Here is a 25,698-nt window from a genome sequence, read left to right on the forward strand (position 1 = left end):
GGCCCAGCGGCGAAACCGCGCTTTACGCCGGTCGAACGCGGCGGCATCATCGCGCCATGAAGCTTCGATCTTTTCTTGTTTCGATCCTGGCCCTCTCCGCGCTCCCCCTCCTCGTCGCCTGCGGCAACACCGTCGAGCAGGAGGGCAACGGTGGTGCAGGCGGCGCCGGCGGCGCCGGAGGTTCGGGGGGCGCGGGCGGCTCCGGCGGCGAAACGGTCACGCTCGTGTGTTTCAACGACAGCGTGCAATATCCCGCGGCGAGCAAGGCCTGCGTCACCGATCAGGATTGCGGCAAGATCCTGCACGTGGTCGATTGCTGCGGCTCCCTCTCGGCCATCGGCGTCGCGGCGAAGGACCTTCCGGCCGTCTCGATGGCCGAGCAGGAATGTGGAACGCAGGCTCTCTGCGATTGCATCGCCCAACCCACGCTCGTCGAGGACGGGAAAACCACGGAGGACACGTCGACGATTCAGGTCACCTGTGTCTCGAGCGTCTGCCGGACGGTGCTGCCGCTTTGACGATCGCCCGCTACGCGCGGGCGATCGTGCCTCGAACGCTGCCTCAGGGCGTGCTCAGCGGATTCGCAGGATTGCTGCCCGCGGCGATCTCGTCGCCGTCGAGGTATCCGTCGAGATCCCGATCGATGCCGATGCGTACGCCCGAGCCCGTCGGCACGCAGGTATACGTGAGCGACTTGCCGGTCCCGAGGAAGACCGAACGCAGGACGGCGTCGGGGATCGGCGCGATCGCCTGCTGATCGACGACGAAGCGATTGATCTCCGGGATGTAGAGGTAACCGACCTCGACCTCCGAATACGAGCCCGAGACCCCCTTCGCCACGAGATCACATTCGAGGGCGTTCGCGCGCTGGATCAGAAGCTCGATACGCGCCGCCGCCGACGCCTGGTTCGCCACGGTGAGCGTCACCTGTTGCCCGACGATGGGCGCGAGGTTCGTGTCGAAGACGAGCTGATACGCTTCCATGTCGCGCTTCGCCTTGTCGCCCGCGGGCGTGAGCGGGATCCCGGGATTGACCCTGACCACGTCCGGAAGGACGCCGGGAAGGACCTGCGTGCCCGCGTCGAAGATGCCGCTGCGCTGGAACAACGTCGGGGTCGCCCCGTCGTGGGTGAAGCCGAAGCCACGGATCTGATCGCCCATGAAGGGATCGGGCGGCTGGGATCCGAACGCGGCGGCGGAGCCGAACATGCCGACCTTCTGATACTGGCTGCGCAGGTGCACGTTCTTGAAGATCTGCGGCGGCCCGCCGAAACCCGAGATTCCATCGGCCCCGAAGAACCCCGGGAAACGATCGCCCGGGTTCGCGGCGGCATTGAGCGTATGACACGTCGCGCAGGTGATCCCCCCGGGCAGGATCGCCGTGTGGAGGAAAAACTCGCGGCCCGCCTGCTGCGAGGGCGTCAGCGAATTGTCGAGGTTCCGGATCGGGTTCGGCGGATAAGCGACCTGGAGGATGAAGTCCGTGAACTTCTGCATGTTCTCGGCGCTGAGCTCCGACGTCCCGCCGAGCAAGCCCACGAACGCGGGGTTGAAGTTCCTGAATGCGGCCTCCTCGTCGAACGCCCCCTGATCCGGCTGCGCACTCGACTCGTCATTGCCGCCCGTGCGGTCGCCGCGCCAGTGCATCGGGCCGTGGTTTGCCATGCCGCGCAGGCTCTGGGTCACCATCGGGCCCTTCATCGGGTGGAAATCGGGGTCGATGAACAGGGGCCCCTTGAACGGCCCGGGGTTGTTCAGCATCGATCCGTCGGGATTGCCGAGATCCCAGCCGAGGCTGTCGAGGTCGCCGAAGACGTGACAGCTCCCGCAGGCCGCCTCGCCATTGCTGGAAGAGAGCCGCGCGTCGTAAAGGAAAGGCCGCCCCTCCACGACGCTCTGCGGCTCGGGGTTGTACATCTTGACATGGGCGATCTCCTTGAGCGTCGACAGGCTCACGACGGAGATCCCATTGTCGAAGCGCGTGAGGACGTACATGCGCGCGCGGCCCTCGTCGAGGACGATGCCCGTCGGTCCGCCGCCGCTCAGGGTGATCTGGCTCGTCGCGCTGGGGACGAAGCTGTTGTTCTCCAGCGCGGCCGTATTGAACACGCCGATCTTCGAGGACCCGAACGCGGCCACGTACAAGGTGGTGCCGGAGCTCGAAACGGCCATCCCGAGCGGCTGCGCGAGGCTCTTCTGGTTCACGGACGGCGGCGCAGGGCGGACGTCGTAATCGATGTGCTTGTTGAGGTGCCGCGGGGCGACGCCCCCGGCGCCGAGCACCGTGATCCGGCTCTCGTGCAGGTGGCCTTGCAGCGTCTCGCCGCCGAAGATCCCCGGCCCTTCGAAGCGCAGGTCGTTGCGGGCCTCGGTGTTGCTGACGTAAACCTTCCCGCTCACGGGATTGACGGCCATGTTGAAGAGGACCGTCCCCACGCCCGAGAAAAACCCCGCCGAGCCCGCGAGCTGCTTCGGCGGGCTCGCATTGGCGTCGATGACGAAGACGTCCTTGTCGGGCAACGAGAAATTCACCGCGTCGTCCCAGGGGCGGCCGAGCACGTCTCGCCAGGACGCGCCGTCGTGCTTCACGAGCACGCCGACCTCGGGCGCGGGGATCCCCTCGAAATTCGTATTCGGCCCGGGCACGCCGCCCACGTCCTCGCCGCCGTCGGGCACCAGAGATTCGTCGACGATGGTCGTGCGATTGCCAGAATGGAACACGGCCGCATAGACGCGTGAACCGTCGGGCGTGGCCGCGAGGGCGCGGGGCGTGTCGCCGAAGAGGTTCAGGATCTTGAGCGGCGTGCCGCCCATCGTCGTGCCGAGGTTCTGGGCGTCGAAAACCCAGACGTCCGCGCGGCCCACGCCGGGCGTCGTGAGTTGAGGATCGAAGGGCGCATTCTGGCCGCGGTGGGCCGTGGTGATGAACGCGCGGCTCTTGCTCGGCCCGGCGAAGACGATGTCGCGCGGCTCGTCGCCGACGTGCAGGGTGCGCACCACGGAGCCCCTGCCGGCGCCGTGCACGTTGACGATGCTCACGCTGTCGGACAGGTGATTGACGACCCATACCTCGCTGTTGCTGCGCGCCGCGACCGCGACGGGCTCGAGTCCGACGGGCACGGAGCCGGTATGCTCGAGGAGCCCGCTGTACGTGAGCCGGAAGATCTCGAGGCGATTGTCGGGTGTATTGACCACGAAAAGCAGATGCCCGCTCGGGGACATCGCGACCGGACGGACCTGACCGCTCTCGAACAATGTATAGGGAGACGACGCGGCGGACGCCTCCGGGATCTGCGCGCATGTCGCGCCGAGCGCAGCGCCGAGGAACACAAATCCCTTCAATCCCATGAACGGACGGGCCGCACGGAGTACGGATCGCATGAAACCTCCCAAGGCAGTAGCGACGGGTCAAACACGCGCCGCCAGCGACAGGAAGAAAAAGCGCAGCGGGAGGATTGCCCGCAGAATGCGTTCTGTAAAGGTAGGATGATCCCGATTAGGGAGGGGAGAGCCGCAGCCGGGATCTTTCGGATGACATGGACGACGACCGCGCAGGGTTCGTCCGTGGCCCTGCTGCGCCCGTCACTGCCGGACGACGCACGGTCAAGCAGCCGTCTCGCCGGCCTCCTTCAGGAACGATTTTCCGGTCGTTCGTCGGGACGCACCATTCCGCTCGGACGGCGCCGCCTCCGAGGATCGCCGTCCCTCCTTGTCCTCGTTCACGGCCCCGATCCCGAGCGCCTGGGACGCCTCGAAGACCACCTCCGGCGACGGATCCGACAGCGCCCGCACGAGCGCGGGCACCGCGAGCCACCGCTCCTCTGCCTGTACGAGGCTCCGCGCCGCGAGCGCGCGCGCCTCCGCGGAAGGATCACTCACCACGACCTCCGCGAGCGCCGCCGTCGCCTCGGGCCCTCGCCGGTCGGAGAGCTCCAGAATGGCCCGCACGCGATCCTCGAGCCGCGCCGCGCGCCGCGCCGCAATGGCGAACCGCGACACCGTCACCGTCCTCCGGCCACTCTCGGCCGGGCGCGCCGCGCCCACCTTCGCCTCGAAGGCCCGCGCAACCGCCTCTCCCTCCGCCTCGCAGACGGCCCGCGCCGCCGCCGCGGAGGCAGGATCCACAATGAACGCCCGCGCCTCGGCGACCCACATCTCCACGCCGGCGAGCGCGCGCGCCACGATCCACACTGCCTGCGCGACGCCCTCGGGTTTGTCTCTCCCGAGCATTGTGATCGCCTGCTCGCCGCCGATCCTCCCGAGCGCGAGCGCCGCGCTCTCGCGCGCCTCCACGGCCGCGTCGTCGAGCGCCCGCCCGAGCACCGCGGCATGCCGCGCCGAGCCGATTTCCCCGAGGATCCGGAACACCCCCGCGCGCACCGCGCCCGCCTCGTGCCGCGCCGCCGCCACGATCGCCTCCGACAAACCCGCGCGCCCCACCGCCACGAGCGCCGCGCGCGCCGCCGCGCGCCCCTCGGCCGTCCCCTCGCCGAGCGCCGCGGCCCAGGACGATACCATGCCGAGCCGATCCATCGCGAGCGCCGCGCTTCGACGCACGTCGTCGCACGGATCGAAGAGCGCCCGCTCGATGGCCGCTCGATCCTTGGGCGCCAAGGCCGCGAGCGCGTCCACCGCCCGCGATCGCACCTCCGGATCCGGATCACCGAGCGTGGCCACGAGCGTCCCCACGACCTCCTCGTCGCCCACGCGCGCGAGCGCCGCCGCGGCCCGCGCGCGCACGGCGCTCGACGGATCGCCCAATACGGAGCTCACGAGCGGCCGCGTCGCCCGCGGATCCCCGATGTGCCCGAGCGCCTCCGCCGCGGCCGTCCTCGCGGCCGCATTGCCGTCGCCGAGCTGCGCAACGAGGGGCAAAGTCGCCCCCGGATCGCCGATCTTCCCGAGCACCCGCGCGGCCCAGGTCCGCGCCTGCGCGCGCTCGTCGTCGAGCATGCCCACGAGCGGCCGCACCGCGTCCGATCCGAAAGAAAGGAGCGCCTCGGCCACGACCTTCGCGCCCCCCTCGCCTTGCGACGCGAGCGCCTCGCAGAGGTGCGGCAGGACCGCGATGTCCGGAATGGATCCAATGGCCTCGGCCGCCGCGAGCCGCACCGTCGTATCCTCGTGTGGATTCGCGAGCGCCGACGCGAGCGCGGGGCTCGCCGACGCGGCGCCGAGCTTGCCGAGCATTCGCGCCGCGTGAGCCCGCTCGTTCCACGATTTCGAGTCGCGCAGCGTGCGCTCCCAGGCCGCGCGCAGCCCGAGCTCCTCGCATACCACCGCGCAGCGCGCCTCGTCGTCGAGCGCTTGCTCCAGCGCGGCCTGGATCGTGCTTCGATCGAAGCCTTGCGCGAGGGATCTCGCCACGCGCGCGGCTGGCTCGGCGCGGAGCCTCGAGAGCACCTTCCGCGCGGCCGCGAGCCGCTCGACCGCGCGCCGCTCGCGCCGCCTCCGCAGCGCCTCGCGCCCGATCACCGAAATCCCTGGCACGAGCGCGAGGACCGCGATTCCGAGCCCCACGTACAGGACCAAGACAAGGACACTCACCGTCTCCTCCGATCCCCTTCGATATCCGGCGTCAGGCCCGCTGCGCAGCGGGGGCAGCGGGGGCAAACCCTTTGCGCCCGAACTTGTCCCAGCCCTTCTTCCCCTTCAAAAAATCGTAGAGCCCGCGGAGCTGCCAGAACACGAGATACTGGCGATAGCCGAGGTTCGACAAGAACCCCACGAGCACCAGCACCACCGCGTCCCAGGCCCGCGGATACGGCACGAGCGACGCCGCGCCGGAAAGCCCCCGCCCTGGCCGCGCCGAGAATGTGCACAGCACGACCGACAGCGTCGACAGGCAGAAATTCATGGCCATCGCGAGCCCCAGGAACGCGAGCAATGCCTTTCCGGAGAGCGCGCCGAAGATCGTCGTCAAGATGAGCAGCAGGTATCCAACGCACTCGGTCGGCGGCGCGAGGGCCTCGAACACGAGCTGATACGGCATCGCGAAGAGGCCGATCTGCCGGAACTGTGGCCGAAACAGCATCGCGCGGTGATAACTCATGACCTCCCAGAGCCCCCGGTACCACCTTGCTCTTTGCTTTCCCAGGTCCCGATAATTCTCGGGCGCCTCCGTCCACGTGACCGCGAAGGGCAAACAGACGATCTTCCCCGGCCTGCCCTTGTCGAGCAGATACCGATGGAGTCGCACCACGATTTCCATGTCCTCGCAGACCGTGTGCGCCCCTTCCGTGCAGTATTCGATGCAGATCCTGGAGCGGACGTGGCGCGTGAGAAAGCCACCGACCTCGAAAAGCACGTCGCGCCGGATCAATGCGAAGACTCCGGAAAGGATGAGAACCGCGTTGTCCTCGGACAAGGCCGTACGCCCCTTCGCGAAGGACCGCATGTATTCCACGATTTGCAGCTTTCCGATGAGGCTCGTCGGCAGCTTGAGCTCCTTCACCTCGCCATCACGGATGATCGATCCATTCGAGAGCCCGACCTGCACGCCGACGGCGACGGTATCGTCGGGCGACTCCATCACCTTGCGCACGGCGAGCAGGAGCGCGTCCGGGATGAGCAGGCTATCGGCGTCCATGCTGGTCACGAATTCGCCCGCGGCGACGCTCGTCGCTGCATTCAGGGCGTCCGCCTTGCCGCCGTTCTCCTTGTCGATGAGGACCATCCGCTTGACGTTCTCGGGCAGACCCGTCCGGCATTCCCACATCCCGCGCACCTCGGCCGTATCGAGCCCGCTCGCGCGCTCGAGCACGGCCGGGACGAACGGGAAAGCCGAGAGCAGAACCTCGACCGTCCGGTCCTTCGATCCGTCGTTGCAGATCACGATCTCGTAGGCCGGATATCGCAGCCGGAGCTGCGACTTGAGGCTCTCGACGATGGTGACCTCCTCGTTGTAAGCGGGCACGAGCAGCGAGACGACGGGCAGGAATGCGTCGCGCTCCGAGAGCGCCGCGGGCCGGACGAGCTCGGCCGTCAGCTCGTGTCGAATGCGTCGATAACTGACCAGGACGAACCGCAGGTTGAGCAGGAAAAACACGGTTACGTACCCGACGATCAGCAGATCGAGGATACGAAGGAGCCAGACGAGCGCGCCCAATGATACCCCTCCAAGTCCCTCCAGAGCCCCTCGATCAGGACGCACCGGCGCTTCCTGGTCCCCCAAGTCTCCGGGGTGGTCACGAAAGCGCCATTCTACCGTGTTTCTCGTAACCCGGTATACACGGACGCGCATTCGAATGGGAACGGACATGGCGTTTCGGGAAGACACGGACGGACGAACGTGCTATGGGCAACACGCGCGCGATCCACCGAGGACAAACCACTGCCCATGCGCAAGACCAGGACGAAGAACGAGATTTCCGCCGCCCGCGAGCCCGATTTCATCGTCGTGAAGGGCGCCCGCGAGCACAACCTCCGCATCGAGCACCTCGAGGTCCCGAAGCGCAAGCTCGTGGTGTTCACCGGGCCGAGCGGCTCGGGCAAGTCGAGCCTGGCGTTCGACACGCTGTATGCCGAAGGCCAGCGCCGCTACGTCGAGACGCTCTCGGCCTATGCCCGGCAATTCCTCGGCCAGCTCGACCGCCCGGCGGTCGAGCACGTTTCCGGCCTCTCGCCCACGATCGCGATCGAGCAAAAGAGCGCCTCCTCGAATCCGCGCTCGACCGTCGGAACCATCACCGAGATCTACGATTACCTGCGCGTGCTCTACGCCCGCGCCGGCGAGCAGCGCTGCACGACGTGCGGCAAGGCCGTGGCCTCGCAAAGCGTCGACGAGATCGTCGAGACGCTGCTCGAGCTGCCCGAGGGCAGCCGCGCCACCCTGCTCGCGCCGCTCGTCGTGCACCGCAAAGGCGAGCACAAGGAGATCTTCGAGGACCTCGCGACGCGCGGCTTCTCGCGCGTGATCGTCGACGGCAAAATGGAGAAGCTCGATCCGCTTCCGAAGCTCGACAAGAAGCTCTGGCACGACATCTCGCTCGTCGCGGATCGCATCACGGTGCGCGGCGAGGATCGGCCGCGTATCGCCGAGAGCATCGAGCTCGCGCTGCGCGAGGGCAAAGGCGAGATGATCGTCGACGTCGAGGGAGAAAAGCCCCGCCCCTTCAGCCAGGCGCGCATGTGCTGCGGCAAGAGTTATCCCGAGCTCAGCCCGCAGAGCTTTTCGTTCAACAGCCCCCTCGGCATGTGCCCGAAATGCAGCGGCCTCGGCACGCGGCTCGAAGCAGATCCGGATCTCATCGTGCCAAACCCGGCGCTTTCGCTCCGGGAAGGCGCGATCGCGCCCTGGGCCTCGGCCATGTCGCGCGGCGAGGGCTGGACGTTCCGCATCGCGGACGCCGTGGCAAAGGCGACGGGCGTGGATCTCGACGCGCCCTTCGGAAAGTTGCCGGCGAAGAAGCGCGAGCTCATTCTGTACGGGCTCGAAGGCAAGAAGATCGCGGTGCAATGGGGCAAGGAGGGTTCGGAGAGCCACGGGACCTTCGGCATGAAGTTCGAGGGCGTGATCCCGAACCTGGAGCGGCGCTTCCGCGACACGACGAGCGACATGGCGCGGGATCTCTACCGGAAGTTTTTCCGGGAAATGCCCTGCGACGCCTGCGAAGGAAAACGCCTCCGCCCCGAGACGCTCGCCGTCTTCGTCGCCGAGAAGAACATCGCCGACGTGACGTCGATGACGGTGGGCGGCGCGATCGATTTCGTGGAAAAACTCGCCCTGCCCGGCGGGAAGGCGCGCATCACGGAGGGCGTGCAGCGAGAGATCGAGGCGCGGCTCGGCTTTTTGATGAACGTGGGGCTCGATTACCTGACGCTCGATCGCTCGGCGACCACGCTCTCCGGCGGCGAGGCGCAACGCATCCGACTCGCAAGCCAGCTCGGCAGCGAGCTCTCGGGCGTGATGTACGTGCTCGACGAGCCGAGCATCGGCCTGCACCAGCGCGACAACGAGAGGCTGATCGCGACGCTGCGGCGCCTGCGCGACCTCGGCAATACGGTGGTCGTGGTCGAGCACGACGAAGAGACGATCCGCGCAGCCGATCACGTCGTGGACTTCGGCCCAGGCGCCGGCCACGAAGGCGGCCGCGTGCTCTTCGCAGGCACGCCCGAGGAGCTCGCCGAGGCGAAAGGCAACGTGACCGGCGATTACCTCGCCGGCCGCCGTCGCATCGAGATCCCGGGCGAACGCCGAAAGCCGAACGGCTGGATCAAAATCAAAGGCGCGCGTGAGCACAACCTGAAAAACGTCGACGCGCGGATCCCGCTCGGCGTCCTTTCGGCGGTGACGGGCGTCTCCGGCGCAGGCAAGAGCTCACTCGTGAACGGCATCCTGCTCCCAGCGCTGAGCCGCGCGCTGCACGACGCGACGGGGCCCGTGGGCGCGCACGATTCGATCGAAGGCCTCGACGTGCTCGACAAGGTGATCGCAATCGATCAACAGCCGATCGGCCGCACGCCACGCTCGAACCCGGGCACCTACACCAAAGCATTCGACCACATCCGCGAGGTCTTCGCGCTGCTGCCCGAAGCACGTGCGCGCGGCTGGGACTCGGGGCGATTCAGCTTCAACGTGAAAGGCGGGCGCTGCGAGAGCTGCCACGGCGACGGCGTCGTGAAAGTCGAGATGCATTTCCTCGCCGACGTATACGTGCCCTGCGAGGTCTGCGGCGGAAAACGCTACAATGCGCAGACGCTCTCCGTGCGTTTCAAAGGCAAAAACATCAACGAGGTGCTCGAATCGAGCGTGGAAGAATGCCTCGCGATGTTCGAGCACCACGTGGCGCTGAAGCGAATCCTGACGACACTCGTGGACGTGGGCCTCGGCTACATGAAAATCGGTCAGCGCGCGACGACGCTCTCCGGCGGCGAGGCGCAACGCGTGAAGCTGAGCCGCGAGCTCGGAAAAACCCAGACCGGCCGCACACTCTACGTGCTCGACGAGCCCACGACAGGCCTACATTTCGAGGACATCCGGCGCCTGCTCGTCGTGCTCTCACGGCTCGTCGACGCCGGAAACACAGTCGTCGTCATCGAGCACAACCTCGACGTGATCAAATTCGCCGACTGGGTCCTCGACCTCGGCCCCGAAGGCGGCGCCCGCGGCGGGCGCGTCATCGCAGAAGGCGCCCCCGAGGCCGTGGCGCGCGTGCCAGAATCACATACAGGGCGGTTCCTGGCGGAAATCCTGGAGCGCGAGCAGGTCAAAGCAAAAGCCAGGAACGGCAAATCCGTCCGAGCGCACGTCTGAGCGGGTGCTCGACGGCGTCGCGCCGGGGCGCTGCCCCGGGCCCCGGAAGGGGGCTGTCCGCCCCCTTCACCCCGGACCAGGGCAAGCCCTGGACCTCAGGTGGAAAAACTGCGCGGTGCGCAGTTTTTCCAAGGGCCGGTGGCAAGACCGTGAAGGTTCGTCTCACGCGGCGACGGGACGTTGCCCGCCAAGCCGTCGGCGCTGCCGTCTTGGTTGGCAGGGTCGTCCGTGGTCTTGACCTGGCCTGTTCGATGAACTGCGCATCGCGCAGTTCATCGACCCCGAGTCCAGCGCTTGCGCTGGTCCGGGTCCAGGGGTGGACAACCCCTGGTCGGGGTCCGGGGTGAAACCCCGGCGCCACGCTGCGCATCAAGACGATTTCTTCAACTTCCGCTGCAACGTCCTACGATCGATCCCCAAGAGCTTCGCGGCCACCGCAATCACCCCACCCGAATCTTTGAGGGCGGCGTTGATTGCGTCGCGCTCGAGCTCGTCGAGCTTGTACGTCGTCCGGCTCGACGGCGGTGAACCTGAAAGCGGCGCGCGTGGGTGCTCGAAGAGGGCCGTCGCTTCGCGCAGCAATCGATCTGCGTCGATGGGCTTCGTCAGCAGCGTGTCCGCGCCCTCGCGCACGGCTGCTACGGCCAGCGGGATGTCCCCGAATCCCGTCAGCATCACGATGGCTGCCTCCGGGCAAAGACGTCGCAATCGTGGCAAGGCTGAGAGACCGTCGACGCGTGGCATCCGGTAATCGACGACCACCAGGTCCACGGGTGCGTCTTCCAGTGCGACGAGCCCCTCCTCCACCGTCGCTGCGGTCCGTGCCTGCACCCCTCGCCGCCGCATCGCGCCCTGGAGCGTCGTGCGGAATGCGTCGTCGTCGTCGATGAGCAGCGCCGTCTCGATCTTGCGAGGCATCTTCACACCTCCGAGTCACGCGACGCCACATGGCGCGCGAGCCGGATCGTCACCTTTGCCCCGCCTTCGACCCCATTGTCTACACTCAACGTGCCGTTCATCCGATCGAGCAGCACCGAGCTCACGTACAGACCGAGCCCCATGCCCCCTTCGCGCTCCTTCGTCGTCTGAAACGGCTCGCCGAGCCGCGCGAGGATCTCCGGCGCAAACCCTGGCCCATTGTCGTCGACCACGATCTCGGCGTGATCGCCGGAGTCCCGCACTGCAATCGCGATCCGCGGCTTTGGCGTCCGCACCATCGCCTCCGTCGCGTTCGTCAGGACGTTCACGAGCACTTGCAAGAGCCCTGCGGGCATGACCGTCACGTGCACTGGCTCGGGCGCGTCGATCATGATCTCGCCTCGGTATGCGAGCCGCCGCAGCTCGCGCCCCGCCATCTCCATCACCAGCTTGCCGAGCTCCACCTCCTCGCGCCGCTGATCGGGCCGGATGTAGCCTCGCACCAGGCCGATGATGTCGCTCGCTCGCTGCGCCTCGCTCGCGATCGTCCGCGCGAGCTCGGAGGCGTCGGGCGAGGCGTCTTTGGTGATCTCCGACAGCTCGCGCCCGGCGAGCAGGATCGTGGCGAGCGGCGTCGACAGCTCGTGCGACATCCCGCCGACCACGCGGCCGAGCATCGCCAGCTTGTCGTTGCGCAGCGCGCGTTGCCGGAGCTCGTCGAGCCGGCGCGCGTAGACGAACAGGAACACGCCGAGGAAGCCGGCCACGGACGCGAGCGATACGAACGCGCCGAGGTGGTGGACGCGCTCCTTGCCGAGCGGCGCCGAGGCGAGCGGCAGCGGATCCGCGAACGAGACGAGCGCGCCCACGGCCACGGTCAGGCCTGCGATCGCGAGGATGGCGCGTCCACCGCAGAGGAGCCCCGCGAGCGCGATCTGGAAGACGAGGAATGCGGCGAATGGGTTCCCTGTGCCGCCCGTGACCCAGAGTACGGCGCCGAGGGCGAGCACGTCGAAGCCGATCTGCCCGGCGACGAGGCGCCGCTCGTGCCGGAGGATGCGGCCGAGCACGAGCGCGAACGACCCGTTCAGGATCACGAGCAACCCGAGGATCAGGAACACCGGCGTCACGGCGAGATCCGGGACGAACCATTTTCCGGTCGCCGTGGTCGCGCCCATGCCGAGGATCGCGAGCCAGCGGAGCTGGATCAGCCACCGCGCCGCGGTCCCCTCGGGGATCGGATCTGCGCTCGAAAGGACGGCCCGTACGGACGATTGTCCCCCCGCGGGTGCGCCGCCCGCCGCGCGTGCCGTCTCGGGCTCGACGACGGCGATCGGGGGAACGGAGACACGGGCCGACATTGGGTCGCCAGACTATGGCGAGTCCGAACCCGGTGTCGAGCGGATCGCGGTGGAGGAGGCTCGGGGGAGGCTCGGGGTGCTCAGCTCGTTTGCCGAGCCAAGCCCCCGAGGGGAGAGGGAAACTCAGTGCTTCGCGGGGACGGCGGCCGGGGCGGCCGAACCGGCCGCCGGAGCGGCCGAGCCGGCGGCGGCGGGCGCGGCCGCCTCCTTCGGGATGGCGATGTCGCCGGTGCGCTGGGCCTTGAACGGGTCCTTCAGGTCGACCGGGTTCTTCGCCTCGATCGCCTCGGCTTCGCCGCGGAACTCCGTGTCGCTCATCGTGATGCCGATGAAGACCGCGAGGAAGAGCAGCGCGGAGACGAAGATGATCCCGTGGAACTTATGGTCCCACTTGAGGTGCATGAAGATGAGCGCGACGACCGACGCCTTGATCGTGGCGATCAAGAGGGCGACGATCAGGTTGCCCGTGTGGCCGATGTCCACGTAGCTCGCCGCCACGGTGACGACCGTGAGGAAGAGCAGCGTGGCGAACGTGGCGATGTAGACCTTGAACGGCAGGACGTGCGGAACGTGATCGCCGTTCGCGCTTCCGTGACCGTGGTCGTGCTCTGCGTGCGAAGTGCTCATGGTGCGCTCTGCTCCGGGGATCAGCCGACCAGGTAAAGGAGCGGGAAGAGGAAGATCCAGACGAGGTCGACGAGGTGCCAGTAGAGGCCCACGTTCTCGACGGGCGCGTAGTAGCGGCTGGAGAACTCGTTCTTCTGGTTCCGGAGGAGGATCCAGAGGATGAGGCCCATGCCGATGACCACGTGCACGCCGTGGATCCCGGTCATCATGAAGTAGATGGCGAAGAAGATGCCCGGGTGACCCGAGGCGAAGTCCGCCGCCGTGAAGTTGCCGCCGGGCAGGAGCCCGTCGTGGATCTTGTGGCTGTACTCGAAGTACTTGACCACGAGGAACATCGCCGCGCACGCGAGGGTGACCGCGAGCAGGAGCGTCGTCTTCTTGGTCTCGTTCTTCTGCGCGGAGCGGACCGCGAGCGCCATCGTGAAGCTCGACGTGATCAGCACGATGGTGTTGATGCCGCCCATCACGCGGTCGAGGTGGTGGTGCGCCTCGACGAACGACGGGAAGTACTTGCTACGGAAGATGGCGAAGGCGCAGAACAAGCCGCCGAACAGCAGGATCTCCGTCACCAAGAAGAGCCACACGCCCATTCGACCTGCGTCGAACTGGGTGTCTGCCTTGTCGAAGTGGTGGGCGACGTGGAACTGGGGGGAGAGCTTGCTCTCCCCGGCGCCGCCCAAAGCCTCGGCTTTCGCGCTCATCAAGCAGTCTCCTCAGCGGGACGCTCGTACGCGTCCAGCGTCACGATGGGGGCCTTCTCGAAGTTCTCCGTGATCGGCGGCGACTGCGTCTGCCACTCGAGCGTCGCGCTGTCCCACGGGTTCGCCGGCGCGGGCGCGCCGCTCTTCAGCGAGCGCGCGAGGCAGATGAACGTGATGAGGAAGCCCGTGCCCAGCACCCACGAGCCGTACGTCGAGAACGCGTGCAGCGGCTGGAACTGGTCGAGGTAGTTGTAGTAGCGGCGCGGCATGCCACGCGTGCCGAGGATGAACTGGGTGAAGAACGTCCAGTTGAAGCCGATGAACGTGAGGGCGAAGCCCACGCGCGCCAGCTTCTCGTCGTACATCTTGCCCGTCATCTTGGGCCACCAGTGGTGGAGGCCGCCGAAGAACGCGATCGCCGTGCTGCCCATCATCACGTAGTGGAAGTGGGCGACGACGAAGTACGTGTCGTGCAGGTGCAGGTCGACGCTCAGCGTGCCGAGGAAGAGGCCCGTCAGGCCGCCGATCGCGAAGAGGAAGAGGAACGCGATGCCGTAGAGCATCGGCACCGTGAACCGGATCGACCCGCCCCAGAGCGTGCCGAGCCAGTTGAACATCTTCACGCCGCTCGGGATGGCCACGAAGAACGTGAGGAAGGAGAAGATCGCCGAGGAGAGCTCGCTCTGCCCCGAGACGAACATGTGGTGGCCCCACACGAGGAACGACACGAGGGCGATGGCCACGCTGGAGAACGCGATCGCCTTGTACCCGAAGACCCGGCGCTTCGAGTGCGTCGTGAGGATCTCCGTCGCCACGCCCATGCCCGGCAGGATCATGATGTACACGGCCGGGTGGCTGTAGAACCAGAAGAAGTGCTGGAAGAGGACGGGGTCACCGCCGAGCGTCGGATCGAAGATGCCGATGTGGAACGCGCGCTCGAAGATGAGGAGGAGCAGCGTGATGCCGAGGACCGGCGTCGCGAGCACCTGGATGATGCTGGTCGCGTAGAGCGACCAGAGGAAGAGCGGCATGCGGTACCAGCTCATCCCCGGGGCCCGGAGCTTGTGCAGCGTCACGATGAAGTTGAGCCCCGTCAGGATGCTCGAGAACCCCATCACGAAGACGCCGAACGTCGCCGAGATGACCGACGTCGTCGACACGCCGGAGGCGTAGGGCACGTAGAAGGTCCAGCCCGTGTCCACGCCGCCCGTCACGATCGCCGCGAGCATGAAGATCGCGCCGATCCAGAACAGGTAGAGGCTCAAGAGGTTGAGCCTCGGGAAGGCCACGTCCTTCGCGCCGATCATCAGCGGCAGGAAGAAGTTGCCGAGCGACGCCGGGATCGACGGGATGATGAAGAGGAACACCATCGCCGCGCCGTGCAGCGTGAACGCCTGGTTGTACTGCGTGGCGTCCATGATGGTCTTCTTCGCCGTCAGGAGCTCGAGACGGACCAGAAGGGCGAAGATGCCGCCGAGCCCGAAGCCGACGAGCACCGACACCAGGTACATGATGCCGATGCGCTTGTGGTCGACCGTCGTCAGCCAGGACCAGACGCCAGCAGTTTGGTTCAGGTAGTTTTTGCCTCGAACCTCGGGCGAGTGCCCGAGTTCGTCGACCGTAGCCGTGTTTGCCATGATCGAGCCTCCGATTCCCTACTGGACCGTCTTCAGGTACGCGATGATCGCGTCGATGTCCGTTTCCTTGAGGAGGCCCTTGTAGGTCGGCATGACGGCCGGATACCCCTGGACCACCTTCTTGTTCGGCTCGAGCAAGCTCTCGCGGATGTAGTTCTCGTCGACCTTGATCGACGAACCGTCCGCGATCTGCTCCGTCCGGCCGAAGACCCCCTTGAACGTGGGACCCTGGATGCGGGACCCATCGAGCGAATGGCAGGTGTTGCAGCTACGCGTCGCGTAGAGCTTTTTGCCGAGCTCCGCCGGGGGAAGCGGCTTCTCGCCGGGCAGGAGGCCGGTCTCCTGCCAGTTGTCGTAATCGGCCTTCTCCATCACCCGGACCTTGGCCATCATGTCCGAATGGCCGACGCCGCAGTACTCCGTGCAGAACAGCACGGTGTCGCGGTTCTCCGTGGCCTCGAACCAGACCGTCGTGTACGTGCCCGGCACGACGTCCTGCTTCACGCGGAACTCGGGCACGAAGAAGCTGTGGAGGACGTCCTTGGAGCTCATGATGAGCTTCACGGGCTGGCCCTTGGGCACCACGAGCTCGTTCACGCTCACGTTCCCGTTCGGGTACGTGAACGTCCACATGTACATCTCCGCCGTCGTGCGGATCTCGAGCGCATTACCCGGCGCGACCATCGCCTGCATCCAGCCCTTGAGGCCCACGAAGAAGAGGCCGATCACCAGGATCGAAGGGATGATGGTCCAGGAAATCTCGAGCACCGTGCTATGGGTGACGTCGCTGAGCTTGTCCTTCGGGCCGCGTCGCTTGTACTTGTACATGAAGTACGCGAGCGCCCCCATCAGGAGGACGAACATCACGACATCCAGCCAGTAGACGATGTAGTACGCAGTATCGATTTCCCCTGCGATCGTCGAAGACTGTTTCGGCATCCAGAACGAGCCGAGTTCGATCGGATCCAACCTCATGCCAGAGCTCCATCCGCCGACTTCGACGCGCGACGACGCTCACGCCGCCAGAACCCGAAGAGCATGCCTCCGAGGCCCAGCACCGTGAACGCACCGCCCGCCTTCATCAGACGCCTCGTCGCGAGGACGTACTTGTTTTCTGCGGGATCGTAATGAAAGCAGAACAGCAGCACGCGGCCCCACGCGGACGCGAGCTTGCCCTGCGACGCCTCGAGCAACGAGAGCTCGAGGTCCTTCGCGCTGTAATTGAGCCCGTACAGCGTCCGCGAGAGCTTGCCCTCGGGCGTGAACACGAAGACGCCCGCCGCGTGCGCGTACTGCTGCGTCGCCTCTTCCCAGCGGTACCGGAAGCCCACGGCGTCGGCCACCCGACGCGCCTGGGCCTCCTCTCCCACCAGGAAATCCCATCCCCGCTCCGCCACGGGCCGGCCGTACGCGCCGATGTACGAATCGCGCTTCTTGCGGGCCGTCTCGGGGGTATCGCGGGGATCGATGCTGACGACGACGACGCGGTACTCCTTGCCCGTCGTCCATGCGAGGTTCTTCATGCCCTGCATCAGGCCGTTGACGACCAGCGAGCAGAGCATCGGACACTCGTAATACGCGAGCACCAGGATCACCGGGTGCGTGCCGTCGAGGTAGCTGCCCAGCGTGACGTCGCGCCCCTCGTGATCGCGGAGCTTCGCGTCCGCCGGAAGGACGGCGCCGGGTCGCTCCTCGATGTCCACGCCCTCGAGCTCCTTCGGCAACGCCGGATCCCCCGCGAGCGCAGGCGAAACCGGCGCAAGCGTGACCACGGCCGCCGTGAGCGCGGCAGCGACGAACATAAGGAAGCGGCCCGGACGAACCATCACTTCTTGGGCTCCTTGGGCTTGTCCTCGGGCTTAGTATCCTTGGAGTCGCCCTTCTTGTCGCCCTTCTCCTCGACCTTGGCGCCGTCCTTCTTCTCCTCGCCCTTGGTCTCGCCCTTGTTCTCCTCGGGCTTGTCCTGCTGGGGCGCGGGGGCCGGCTCCTCCTTCAGAGGCGGGGCCATCGGCGGCTGCCGATAGCCCGCGATCGTCAGCTCGACCGCGCGATCCGTCGGGATCCGCACGACGCCGTCCTTCTTGCTCACCCACTGGTAATGCGTGAGCTTCTGCTGCTCGGCGGTGCGAAGCGCCCGAAGGTCGGCCGCTTGCAGCGAGAGGACCTTGTCGTGGAGCTCGCGATCCACGTAGTAGTTGAAGATCTCGCGCACCGCGACGCAGAGAACCACCACGACCACGCAGGTGATGACCGTGACGAGCGTGATGAGGCCGTTGCGCGGCCTGTCATCCTCGACCGGGTCGTGCCCGCCGTGGCCGTGACCGCCCTCATGCGCGTCACCGTGATCGTCGTGCGCCTCGTCGTGCGCGCTCGATTCCACGCCGTCCTCGCGGTCCTCGGAGGTGGACTCGTCGTTGTCCGAGGACACCTTCGAGGTCTCCTCGGCAGCGGCCTCCGCGCGGCCCTGGTTCTTCTTCTTCTTCTTGCTCATGGATTGTCCACCTTCACGGTCTCGGCGAGCCGAGGATCACGGAGCGGGTAGAGCGGGCCCTGCGCAGCCTGCCGCGCGACCAGGAACGCCGCGATGCCGAGCGGTCCGAGCAGGCCGCAGATGTCCACCACGCTGAAGTGGAAGTGGTGGTCGAACGTCGGCATCACGAGCCAGTAGAGGTCGACGTAGTGCATGACCAGCATGATCACGGCGCCGACCGAGAGCCCCACCGCGTGCCGCTTCGCGTGCCGCGAGAGCAGGAGCAGGAAGGGGATCACGAAGTGGCCGAAGAAGATCGCGAGGCTCACCTTCGCCCAGCCCGCGTCGTCCCAGCGGTGGTGGTACCACACCGTCTCCTCGGGGATGTCGGCGTACCAGATCAGCAGGAACTGCGAGAAGCCGATGTACGCGAAGAAGACGATGAACCCGAAGAGCAGCTTGCCGATGTCGTGCCGGTGCTCGACCGTGCTGATCTTGCGGAAGTAACCGCGCTGCTGGAGCTGCACCGTGATGAGCGCGAGCACCGACAGCGAGCTCGTCGCGCACCCGGCGAACACGTACACGCCGAAGATGGTCGAGTACCAGTGCGGGTCGAGGCTCATCACCCAGTCGAACGCCGCGAAGGTCGTCGTCAGGGCGAAGAGGATCATCGCCGGCGCGCTCGCCGCCTGCATCTTCTCGGTGAGCTTGGCGTCACCGCTCTCGTCCTGCGCCCGGCTCGTCCGCGTGAAGTAGAGGCCGAGGGCCACCCACACCACGACGTAGAACGCCGACCGGCCGTAGAAGAACGAGGGGTTCAGGTACCCCGCCTTCTTCTGCAGGATCGGATCCGTCGCCGCCTGCGGCCCCATCCAGTGATGGTAGAGGTCGTGGGCCCAGAGGAAGATCGGGATCGAAAGGACCGCGACCGCAGGGAGGAGGCCCGCGAGCCACTCCATCTGCCGCCGCGCCGCCACGGACCAGCCCGCGCGCGCGAGGTGCTGGACCAGCACGAAGAACAGACCGCCGAGCGCGATCGTCGCGACGAACAGGAAGCCGATCAGATACGAGGCCGCGAATCGCTTCGCGTCCATCGCATACCCGGCGCCCGCCGCCACCACGCCCAGGACCGCGAGCCCCATGCCCGCCTTCGTGAGCGTGTCGCCCACGTCTTTCGGGAGCTTCCGGGCGTCGTCGGCCTTCGACTTCTCGCCCGTGGCCCGACCTGCGGTCATCGCCGCCGCCTGGCTCATTGCGCGTCTCCTTCCGGCTCGATCGCGCTGCGCTTGTCGGCAGGCACGTCGTCGATCGAGGCATGCTGGCTCTTGCCGAGCACCCTCACCCACGTGACGATGGCCCACCGGTCGGCCACCGGGATCTGCTTGCGATACGACGGCATGTTGCGGACGCCGTGCGTGATGGTGTCGAAGATCTGCCCGTCCGGCATGGTGCGGACGCGATCCGACGAGAGCTCGACCGGCGGGGGGAACCCGCGCTGCACCACCATCCCGCGGCCGCTGCCCGTCATGTCGTGGCAGGGCGCGCAGTAGATGTTGAAGCGCTCCTGGCCACGACGAACGACCTTCTCGTCCACCTCGACCGGGACGCGCGGGACGAACTCGCCCTTCGCGTCCTTGCCGCGGTAATACACGTCGTCCTCGTTCAGGTGGCCGACCGGCACCGTCCCGTCGACGAGCGGCCGCATCGCGCGACCGTCCTCGAAGAACGGGCTCGCCTCACCCCACTGGTACTTGGGCTGCCAGTCCATGTCTCCGAAGACGTGGACCGGCGGCTCCTCGCTTTTGTTGCCGCGGCAGCCCGCGAGGGCCAGCGCGAACAAGAGGAATGCGGCGGGCCTCATTCCGTGACCTCCACGATCTCGCGCGCGCCGAGCTCCTCGAGGAGCTTCCTCGTCTTCGACGCGTCGTATTTGGGGTCCTTCGCCTCGACGGTGACGAAGAACGCGTCGTCCGTCGCACGCGGGAAGGACGGGTGCTTCATCGACGGGTGGTAGAACATCGGCAGGCGGTTAATGCCCCACATGCCGAAGAACGCACCAAACGCCGAGAAGAGCACGGTGAGCTCGAACATGACCGGGATGTACGCCTGGTACGAGAACGCCGGCTTGCCGCTGATGACGAGCGGGTAGTCGAGCGAGACGAACGCCGTCAGCGCGATCGCGCTGAGCAGGCCCGTCGCGCCGCAGGCGAGCACGATCCAGGGCATCTTCGACGGGGGCAGCCCCATCGCCTTCTCCAGGCCGTGCACGGGGAAGGGCGTCTGCGCGTCGAAGTCCTTGTACCCCGCGTTCTTCAGCTTCTCACAGGCGTGCATCAGCTCGCCGGGCGTGAGGAAGTAGCCCATGAGGCCGAACGGCTTCGCCGCCTCTTCCTCGAGCTCTTCGTGACGATGAGCCTTATCCACGGGACTCCTCCTCGTCCTTCTCCGCGTCGTCCGACGCCTCCTCGCCCTCGTCGCCCTCGTCCTCGCTCTCGTCGGCCTTCGCGCTCGCCTCCTCGTGGTGGTCGTCGTGCGCGTCGTGTCCGTGGTCGTCGTGGCCCGCGTGCGGATCCGCCTGCGGCATCACGCCCTTGACCTCGCTGATGGCCACCGCCGGCAGGAACCGGAGGAAGAGGAGGAACAGCGTGAAGAACAGACCGAACGACCCGAGGAACGTCGAGATGTCGAAGAGGCTCGGCCGGAAGTACGTCCAGCTCGAGGGGATGTAGTCGCGGTGGAGGCTCGTCACGATGATGACGAAGCGCTCGAACCACATGCCGATGTTCACGAAGATCGAGATCACGAACATCGCCGGGATGCTGGTCCGGATGCGCTTGAACCAGAAGAGCTGCGGGGAAAAGACGTTGCAGCTCCACATGGTCCAGTACGCCCACTTGTACGGACCGAACGCGCGGTTGATGAACGCGAAGCGCTCGTACTCGTTACCGCCGTACCAGGCGATGAAGTACTCGATCGCGTAGGCGTAACCGACCATCGTCCCCGTGAGGAGGATGATCTTGTTCATGTTCTCGAGGTGCTTGATGGTGATCAGGCCCTCGAGACCGTACGCCTTGCGCGCGAGCACCATCAGCGACACGACCATCGCGAAGCCGCTGAAGATGGCGCCGGCGACGAAGTACGGCGGGAAGATCGTCGTGTGCCAGCCCGGCATGATCGACACGGCGAAGTCGAACGAAACGATCGTGTGCACCGAGAGGACCAGCGGCGTCGAGAGACCGGCCAGGATGAGGTAGGTCTTCTCGTAGTTCAGCCAGTTCCGGTGCGAGCCACGCCAGCCGAGCGAAAAGATGCCGAGCACGATCGAGCGGACCTTCGTCGTCGCGCGATCACGCAGCGTCGCGAGGTCCGGCACGAGGCCGACGTACCAGAACAGGATCGAGACCGTCGCGTACGTCGAGATCGCGAACACGTCCCAGAGCAGCGGGCTCTTGAAGTTCGGCCACATGCTCATCTGGTTCGGTATCGGGAAGAGCCAATACGCGAACCACACGCGACCGACGTGGAACACCGGGTAGATCGCCGCCGACATGACGGCGAAGATCGTCATCGCCTCCGCCGCGCGGTTGATGCTGGTGCGCCACTTCTGCCGGAACAGGAAGAGGATGGCGCTGATCAGCGTGCCGGCGTGGCCGATACCGATCCAGAAGACGAAGCCGGTGATGTCCCAGGCCCAGAAGACCGTGTTGTTCAGACCCCAGATACCGAGGCCTTCCGCGACGAGCTTACCGAGCGAGCCGAGCAGGATGAGCAGTACGCTCACCGCGAGGCCCAAAAGAACCAGCCACGAGGGGGTCGTCTTCTTCTCGACGATCCCCGCGACCGTCTCGGTCACCGCGTTGAAATCGCGGTGGCCGAGGACGAGTGGAGCACGCTTGCCGGGCGTGTCTTCTTGCAGGGCGGCGGTGGTCATGCCCCCTCCAGCTCAGGGTTGGGGTTCTTGATCTTGGCGAGGTACGTGGTGCGCGGTCGGATGTTGAGCTCCTCGAGGAGCTTGTATCCACGCGGCCCTTCGGCGCGCTTGGCCACCTCGCTCTGCTTGTCGTTGAGATCGCCGAAGTGGATCGCCTGCGCCGGGCAAGCCGCCTGGCACGCCGTCACCACCTCGCCGTCGCGGAGACGGTCGCGCCCCTCCGCCTTCGCGGAGATCTTCGCGCGGTTGATGCGCTGCACGCAGTACGTGCACTTCTCCATGACGCCTCGGCTGCGCACCGTGACGTCGGGGTTCATCTGCATCTTGTGCTGCTCGATCGTGTCCTTCGTGTAGTCGTGGTAGTTGAACCGACGAACCTTGAAGGGGCAGTTGTTCGCGCAGTACTTGGTGCCGATGCACCGGTTGTACGTCATCTCGTTCAGCCCCTCGGGGCTGTGCGTCGTCGCCGCGACCGGGCAGACCTCTTCGCACGGCGCGTTCTCGCAGTGCGAGCACATCATGGGCTGCGAGACGCTGGTCGGGTTGTCGAGATCGCCCTCGAAGTACCGGTCCATGCGGAGCCAGTGCATCTCGCGCGACCTCTGCACGCCCTCGGCGCCGACGATCGGGATGTTGTTCTCCGCCTGGCAAGCGACGCTGCAAGCGTTGCAGCCGATGCAGGCCGAGAGGTCGATCGTCATGCCCCAGGCGTGACCCTTGTCGTACTTCCGCTCCTCGAAGAGGCTCAGGTACTTCTTCGGCGGCGGGACGACCTGCGGGCTCTCCTGGTACTTCGCGAAGGACGCCTCGAGCACGAGCGGCCGGCCCTCCGTGAGGAAGTGCTCCTGCGTGCGCGAGAGCTTCGTCGTGCCGCCCGCCTTCGTGATCGACGCGCCGTCGGCGACGTGGAAGCTCGCGCTCGCGCGCAGCGCCCCCGTGTCGACGCCGATGTTCTTGCCGACCCGACCCACCACGCTCCGGCCCTGGCCGACGGTGACGAGGATCGTCCCGTCCGCCTGCCCCGGCGCCACGAGCGCAGGCAACGTCACCGTCGCCCCGTTCGCGCTCACGTTGACGAGGTCCCCGTCGGCGACGCCGAGCCCCTTCGCCGTCTTGGGCGAGAGGGACGCGACGTTGCCCCAGGTGAGCTTGGACATCGGGTCCGGCGTCTCCTGGAGCCAGCCGTTGTTGGCGTAGCGGCCGTCCCACGCGTGCGGATCCGGATCGAAGACGATCTCGATGTCACCCTTCGGCGCCGCGGCCTTCTGGGCCTTGATCGCCGCGCCGACCTTCGATGCGTCGAGATCGGCCGTCTCCGCCGGGAAGGCGCTGTCCTTCCAGAGGCCGTCGTGGAGGGCGCGCCGGAAGTCACGCTCGAAGTCGGCGACGAGCGACTGCGCGCCGCGCCAGCTCGCGCGGACGAGGTCGTAGCCCTTGCGCGTGCCGCCGAGGAAGATCTCGAGGATCTCGGCGTCCGACTTGCCGCCGTACATCGGCGCGATGAGGGGCTGGACGATCGCGCCGGTGCCGTCCTCGGCCCTGACGTCGCCCCAGCTCTCCAGCGTGTGCGCGCGGTTCAGGTGCCACGTCGCGGCCTTGCCCGTCTCGTCGACGTGGGTGCCCACGTGGATGAGCGTCTTGGCCTTCGCGATCGCGCTGCGGGCGTCCGCCGGCGCGTTGAACACCGGGTTGCCGCCGAGCACGAACAGCGTGTCGACCTTCCCCGATTCGATGTCCTTCGCGAGGGCGCCGATCTCGGCCGGTCCGCTCTTGATCTCGTCGAGCGGGCGCACGAGCTTCACGGTCTTGCCGACCGCGCCGATCGCGCGATGCACCGCGTGCACGAGCGCGTGCACGGCCGCGGGCTGCTTGCGACCCACGACGATCGCGACGGCGCCGTTGCGCTTGGCGACGTCGCCGGCGATGGCCTTGACCATCTTCGCGGTCTGCGGATCGAGCGCGGCCGCGCCGCCGAGCGAAGACGTGATCTCCGCGGGCAGCTCCACCTTCGCGGCGGCGGCGATCTCCTGCGCGAGCGCGTAGGCGAGCGCCGGGATCTTCTGGCTCTGGACGCGCACCCGATGATCCGCGCTCGTCCCCGTGACCGAGAAGGCGCTCTCGATCGCGTAGAACCGGTTCATCGGCTTGTCCTTGCGATCCGGGTTCCGCCGCCCGGCGAAGGCGCGCATGTTCTTCACGACGCTGCCTTCGTTGTGCAGGAAGTCCGCGTCGATCGAGACCACGACGTCGGCCGCGTCGAAGTCGTAGACGGGCACGAGCGCCTTGCCGAAGGCGATCCGCGCGCCCTCTTCCTCGACGTCGCGGCCGAACGCCTCGTAACGCACGACGCGGGCGTCGGGCATCAGCTTGAGGAGCGCGTCGAGCTGCGCGGCGAGCGTGGGCGAACGGTGATCCTCGACGAGGATCGCGAGGCCCTTGCCGTTCTTCTTCTTCGCGTCGTCACCGAGCTTGCGCAGGAAGGCGTTCGCCTCGTCCCACGTCCGCGCCTCGCCCTTCTCTTGCGGGCTCTGGCTGCGGTCGGGATCGTAGAGATCGAGCACCGTCGCCTGCACGAACGAGTTCGTCGCGCCGAGGCTCTCGGGGTGACGCGGGTTGCCTTCGATCTTCGTCGGCCGGCCTTCGTGCGTCTCGACGACGAGGCCGATCGCGGTGCCGAGGATCGGCATCGCGGTCGAGAAGAACAGGGGCCGACCGGGGACGACCTCCTCCGGCGCGCGCGTGTAGGGGACGATGACCTCTTCGGGCCTGCGGCACGCCGCGAGGCCGCCGAGGGCCATCGAGGCGCCCATGATGGTGAGGAACTCTCGGCGGCTCGTCCCTTGCGGAGGCTCTGCGGCGCCCTCCGGGAACTCGCGCTTGAGGTCCTCTGCGAACGACGGCGACTTCTCGAATTCGTCGACGCTCCGCCAGTAGTTCTTTCCGGACGTATCCGGCTCGATGGGATACGGAGCTCGCTTCATCGGTGGCACCCCGAGCAATGAACGGGAGGCGAGACCTTGCGCTGGGAGGGCGGGGCCGCGAGGTTCGCGACGCTCGCCGGCACGGTCTCGTCGACCATCTTGGTGATGTCCTTCGGATCCCGGAGGTTTGGCTCGGGGTTCCGATGGCAGTCGAGGCACCAGCCCATGGAGAGGGGCTGCACCTGACTCACCTTGATCATCTGGTCGACGCGGCCGTGGCAGCTCTGGCAAGCCACTCCTGCGGTCGCGTGGGCCTGGTGGTTGAAGTACGCGTAGTCGGCCAGGTTGTGGACGCGCACCCAGGGGATGGGGTTCCCCGTCGCGAAGCTCTCCCGCACGGGAAGAAGCTTTTGACTATCCGTCTTCACCTTCGAGTGGCAGTTCATGCACGTCTCGGTGGGAGGGACGGACGCTTGGGCGCTCTTGTCGACGGCCGTGTGACAGTAACGGCAGTCGATGCCGAGATCGCCGGCATGCAGCTTGTGGCTGTAGTCCACGGGTTGCGTGGGCGTGTAGCCGACTTCGACGTGCTTGTTGGTACCGTAGTACCAAAGGCCGCCGGCAGCCGCGGTGCCAAGCGGAGCAAGTACGAAGGCGGCCACCATCGGCAGCACCCGGTTGGACCACTTTGGGAATAGGTATCTCGCCATGTGGACGCTCGATCATCGGGAATTCCCGACGACGCGGGCGGGTTTTGCCGTCCCCAGCCGACGAGGGCAAGATGGCAAAGCGCCGCACGCCTGCGGCAACTTGCCGCGCCCCCTCCCTTACGGACCGACGAACGGTTCGTCAGGCCACATCTAAGGGCGTTTCGGCC

The 25,698-nt window shown here is 66.9% G+C and carries 19 protein-coding genes; 2 read left to right on the top strand and 17 right to left on the bottom strand.

Features of this window, described 5'->3' with window-relative positions; genetic code table 11:
* Positions 1–56: 56 nt before the first annotated feature.
* Positions 57–518: a hypothetical protein gene (locus QHF84_RS01650; protein ID WP_281311356.1), complete on the top strand. Its 462-nt coding sequence runs from the start codon at positions 57–59 to the stop codon at positions 516–518.
* Positions 519–561: 43 nt separating this feature from the next.
* Here QHF84_RS01650 and QHF84_RS01655 read toward each other — a convergent pair whose 3' ends face one another.
* The 3 genes from QHF84_RS01655 to QHF84_RS01665 form a co-directional block, all read right to left on the bottom strand.
* Positions 562–3,381, bottom strand: a complete 2,820-nt coding sequence (locus QHF84_RS01655) for a hypothetical protein (RefSeq protein ID WP_281311357.1) — start codon at positions 3,379–3,381, stop codon at positions 562–564.
* 222 nt (positions 3,382–3,603) lie between these two features.
* The gene (locus tag QHF84_RS01660; protein ID WP_281311358.1) at positions 3,604–5,547 is read right to left on the bottom strand and encodes a HEAT repeat domain-containing protein; all 1,944 of its coding nucleotides are present in this window, start codon (positions 5,545–5,547) and stop codon (positions 3,604–3,606) included.
* A 31-nt stretch (positions 5,548–5,578) separates the two neighbouring features.
* The gene (locus QHF84_RS01665; RefSeq protein ID WP_281311359.1) at positions 5,579–7,108 is read right to left on the bottom strand and encodes a glycosyltransferase; all 1,530 of its coding nucleotides are present in this window, start codon (positions 7,106–7,108) and stop codon (positions 5,579–5,581) included.
* 231 nt (positions 7,109–7,339) lie between these two features.
* Here QHF84_RS01665 and uvrA point away from each other — a divergent pair, with 231 nt between their 5' ends.
* A complete protein-coding gene (gene uvrA, locus QHF84_RS01670) occupies positions 7,340–10,255 on the top strand; it encodes an excinuclease ABC subunit UvrA (RefSeq protein ID WP_281311360.1) in 2,916 nt (971 codons plus the stop codon).
* Between the two features lie 369 nt (positions 10,256–10,624).
* Here the strand turns inward: uvrA and QHF84_RS01675 are convergent, their stop codons facing one another.
* From QHF84_RS01675 to QHF84_RS01740, 14 genes are all read right to left on the bottom strand, one after another.
* Positions 10,625–11,173 (bottom strand): DNA-binding response regulator, encoded by a 549-nt coding sequence (locus tag QHF84_RS01675; RefSeq protein WP_281311361.1) that lies wholly within the window; start codon positions 11,171–11,173, stop codon positions 10,625–10,627.
* A gap of 2 nt (positions 11,174–11,175) precedes the next feature.
* The gene (locus QHF84_RS01680; RefSeq protein WP_281311362.1) at positions 11,176–12,534 is read right to left on the bottom strand and encodes an ATP-binding protein; all 1,359 of its coding nucleotides are present in this window, start codon (positions 12,532–12,534) and stop codon (positions 11,176–11,178) included.
* Positions 12,535–12,657: 123 nt separating this feature from the next.
* On the bottom strand, positions 12,658–13,161 hold the full coding sequence (locus tag QHF84_RS01685) for a cytochrome C oxidase subunit IV family protein (protein ID WP_281311363.1): 504 nt from the start codon (positions 13,159–13,161) through the stop codon (positions 12,658–12,660).
* A 20-nt stretch (positions 13,162–13,181) separates the two neighbouring features.
* Positions 13,182–13,862, bottom strand: a complete 681-nt coding sequence (locus tag QHF84_RS01690; RefSeq protein WP_281311364.1) for a cytochrome c oxidase subunit 3 family protein — start codon at positions 13,860–13,862, stop codon at positions 13,182–13,184.
* Entirely contained in the window at positions 13,862–15,499 is a 1,638-nt protein-coding gene (gene ctaD, locus QHF84_RS01695; RefSeq protein WP_281311365.1) for a cytochrome c oxidase subunit I, read from the bottom strand. The genes QHF84_RS01690 and ctaD overlap by 1 nt, the downstream gene beginning before the upstream one ends.
* Positions 15,500–15,517: 18 nt before the next feature.
* Positions 15,518–16,474, bottom strand: a complete 957-nt coding sequence (coxB, locus tag QHF84_RS01700) for a cytochrome c oxidase subunit II (RefSeq protein ID WP_281311366.1) — start codon at positions 16,472–16,474, stop codon at positions 15,518–15,520.
* Positions 16,471–17,325 carry an SCO family protein gene (locus tag QHF84_RS01705; protein ID WP_281311667.1) on the bottom strand — a complete coding sequence of 285 codons (855 nt, stop codon included), beginning with the start codon at positions 17,323–17,325 and terminating at the stop codon, positions 16,471–16,473. Before QHF84_RS01705 ends, coxB begins: the two co-directional genes overlap by 4 nt.
* The gene (locus QHF84_RS01710) at positions 17,325–17,990 is read right to left on the bottom strand and encodes a hypothetical protein (protein WP_281311367.1); all 666 of its coding nucleotides are present in this window, start codon (positions 17,988–17,990) and stop codon (positions 17,325–17,327) included. The genes QHF84_RS01705 and QHF84_RS01710 overlap by 1 nt, the downstream gene beginning before the upstream one ends.
* Positions 17,987–19,222 carry a hypothetical protein gene (locus QHF84_RS01715; protein ID WP_281311368.1) on the bottom strand — a complete coding sequence of 412 codons (1,236 nt, stop codon included), beginning with the start codon at positions 19,220–19,222 and terminating at the stop codon, positions 17,987–17,989. The genes QHF84_RS01710 and QHF84_RS01715 overlap by 4 nt, the downstream gene beginning before the upstream one ends.
* Entirely contained in the window at positions 19,219–19,830 is a 612-nt protein-coding gene (locus QHF84_RS01720) for a cytochrome c (RefSeq protein ID WP_281311369.1), read from the bottom strand. The genes QHF84_RS01715 and QHF84_RS01720 overlap by 4 nt, the downstream gene beginning before the upstream one ends.
* Positions 19,827–20,393 carry a DUF3341 domain-containing protein gene (locus QHF84_RS01725; RefSeq protein WP_281311370.1) on the bottom strand — a complete coding sequence of 189 codons (567 nt, stop codon included), beginning with the start codon at positions 20,391–20,393 and terminating at the stop codon, positions 19,827–19,829. Before QHF84_RS01725 ends, QHF84_RS01720 begins: the two co-directional genes overlap by 4 nt.
* A complete protein-coding gene (nrfD, locus tag QHF84_RS01730; protein WP_281311371.1) occupies positions 20,386–21,900 on the bottom strand; it encodes an NrfD/PsrC family molybdoenzyme membrane anchor subunit in 1,515 nt (504 codons plus the stop codon). The genes QHF84_RS01725 and nrfD overlap by 8 nt, the downstream gene beginning before the upstream one ends.
* Positions 21,897–24,881, bottom strand: a complete 2,985-nt coding sequence (locus QHF84_RS01735) for a TAT-variant-translocated molybdopterin oxidoreductase (protein ID WP_281311372.1) — start codon at positions 24,879–24,881, stop codon at positions 21,897–21,899. The genes nrfD and QHF84_RS01735 overlap by 4 nt, the downstream gene beginning before the upstream one ends.
* Positions 24,878–25,531, bottom strand: coding sequence for a cytochrome c3 family protein (locus QHF84_RS01740; RefSeq protein WP_281311373.1), 654 nt, complete (start codon positions 25,529–25,531; stop codon positions 24,878–24,880). The genes QHF84_RS01735 and QHF84_RS01740 overlap by 4 nt, the downstream gene beginning before the upstream one ends.
* Between the last annotated feature and the right edge of the window lie 167 nt (positions 25,532–25,698).

Origin of the sequence: Polyangium sp. y55x31 (assembly GCF_029946505.1) — a bacterium.
In the GTDB taxonomy this organism is placed as follows: Bacteria; Myxococcota_A; Polyangia; order Polyangiales; family Polyangiaceae; genus Polyangium.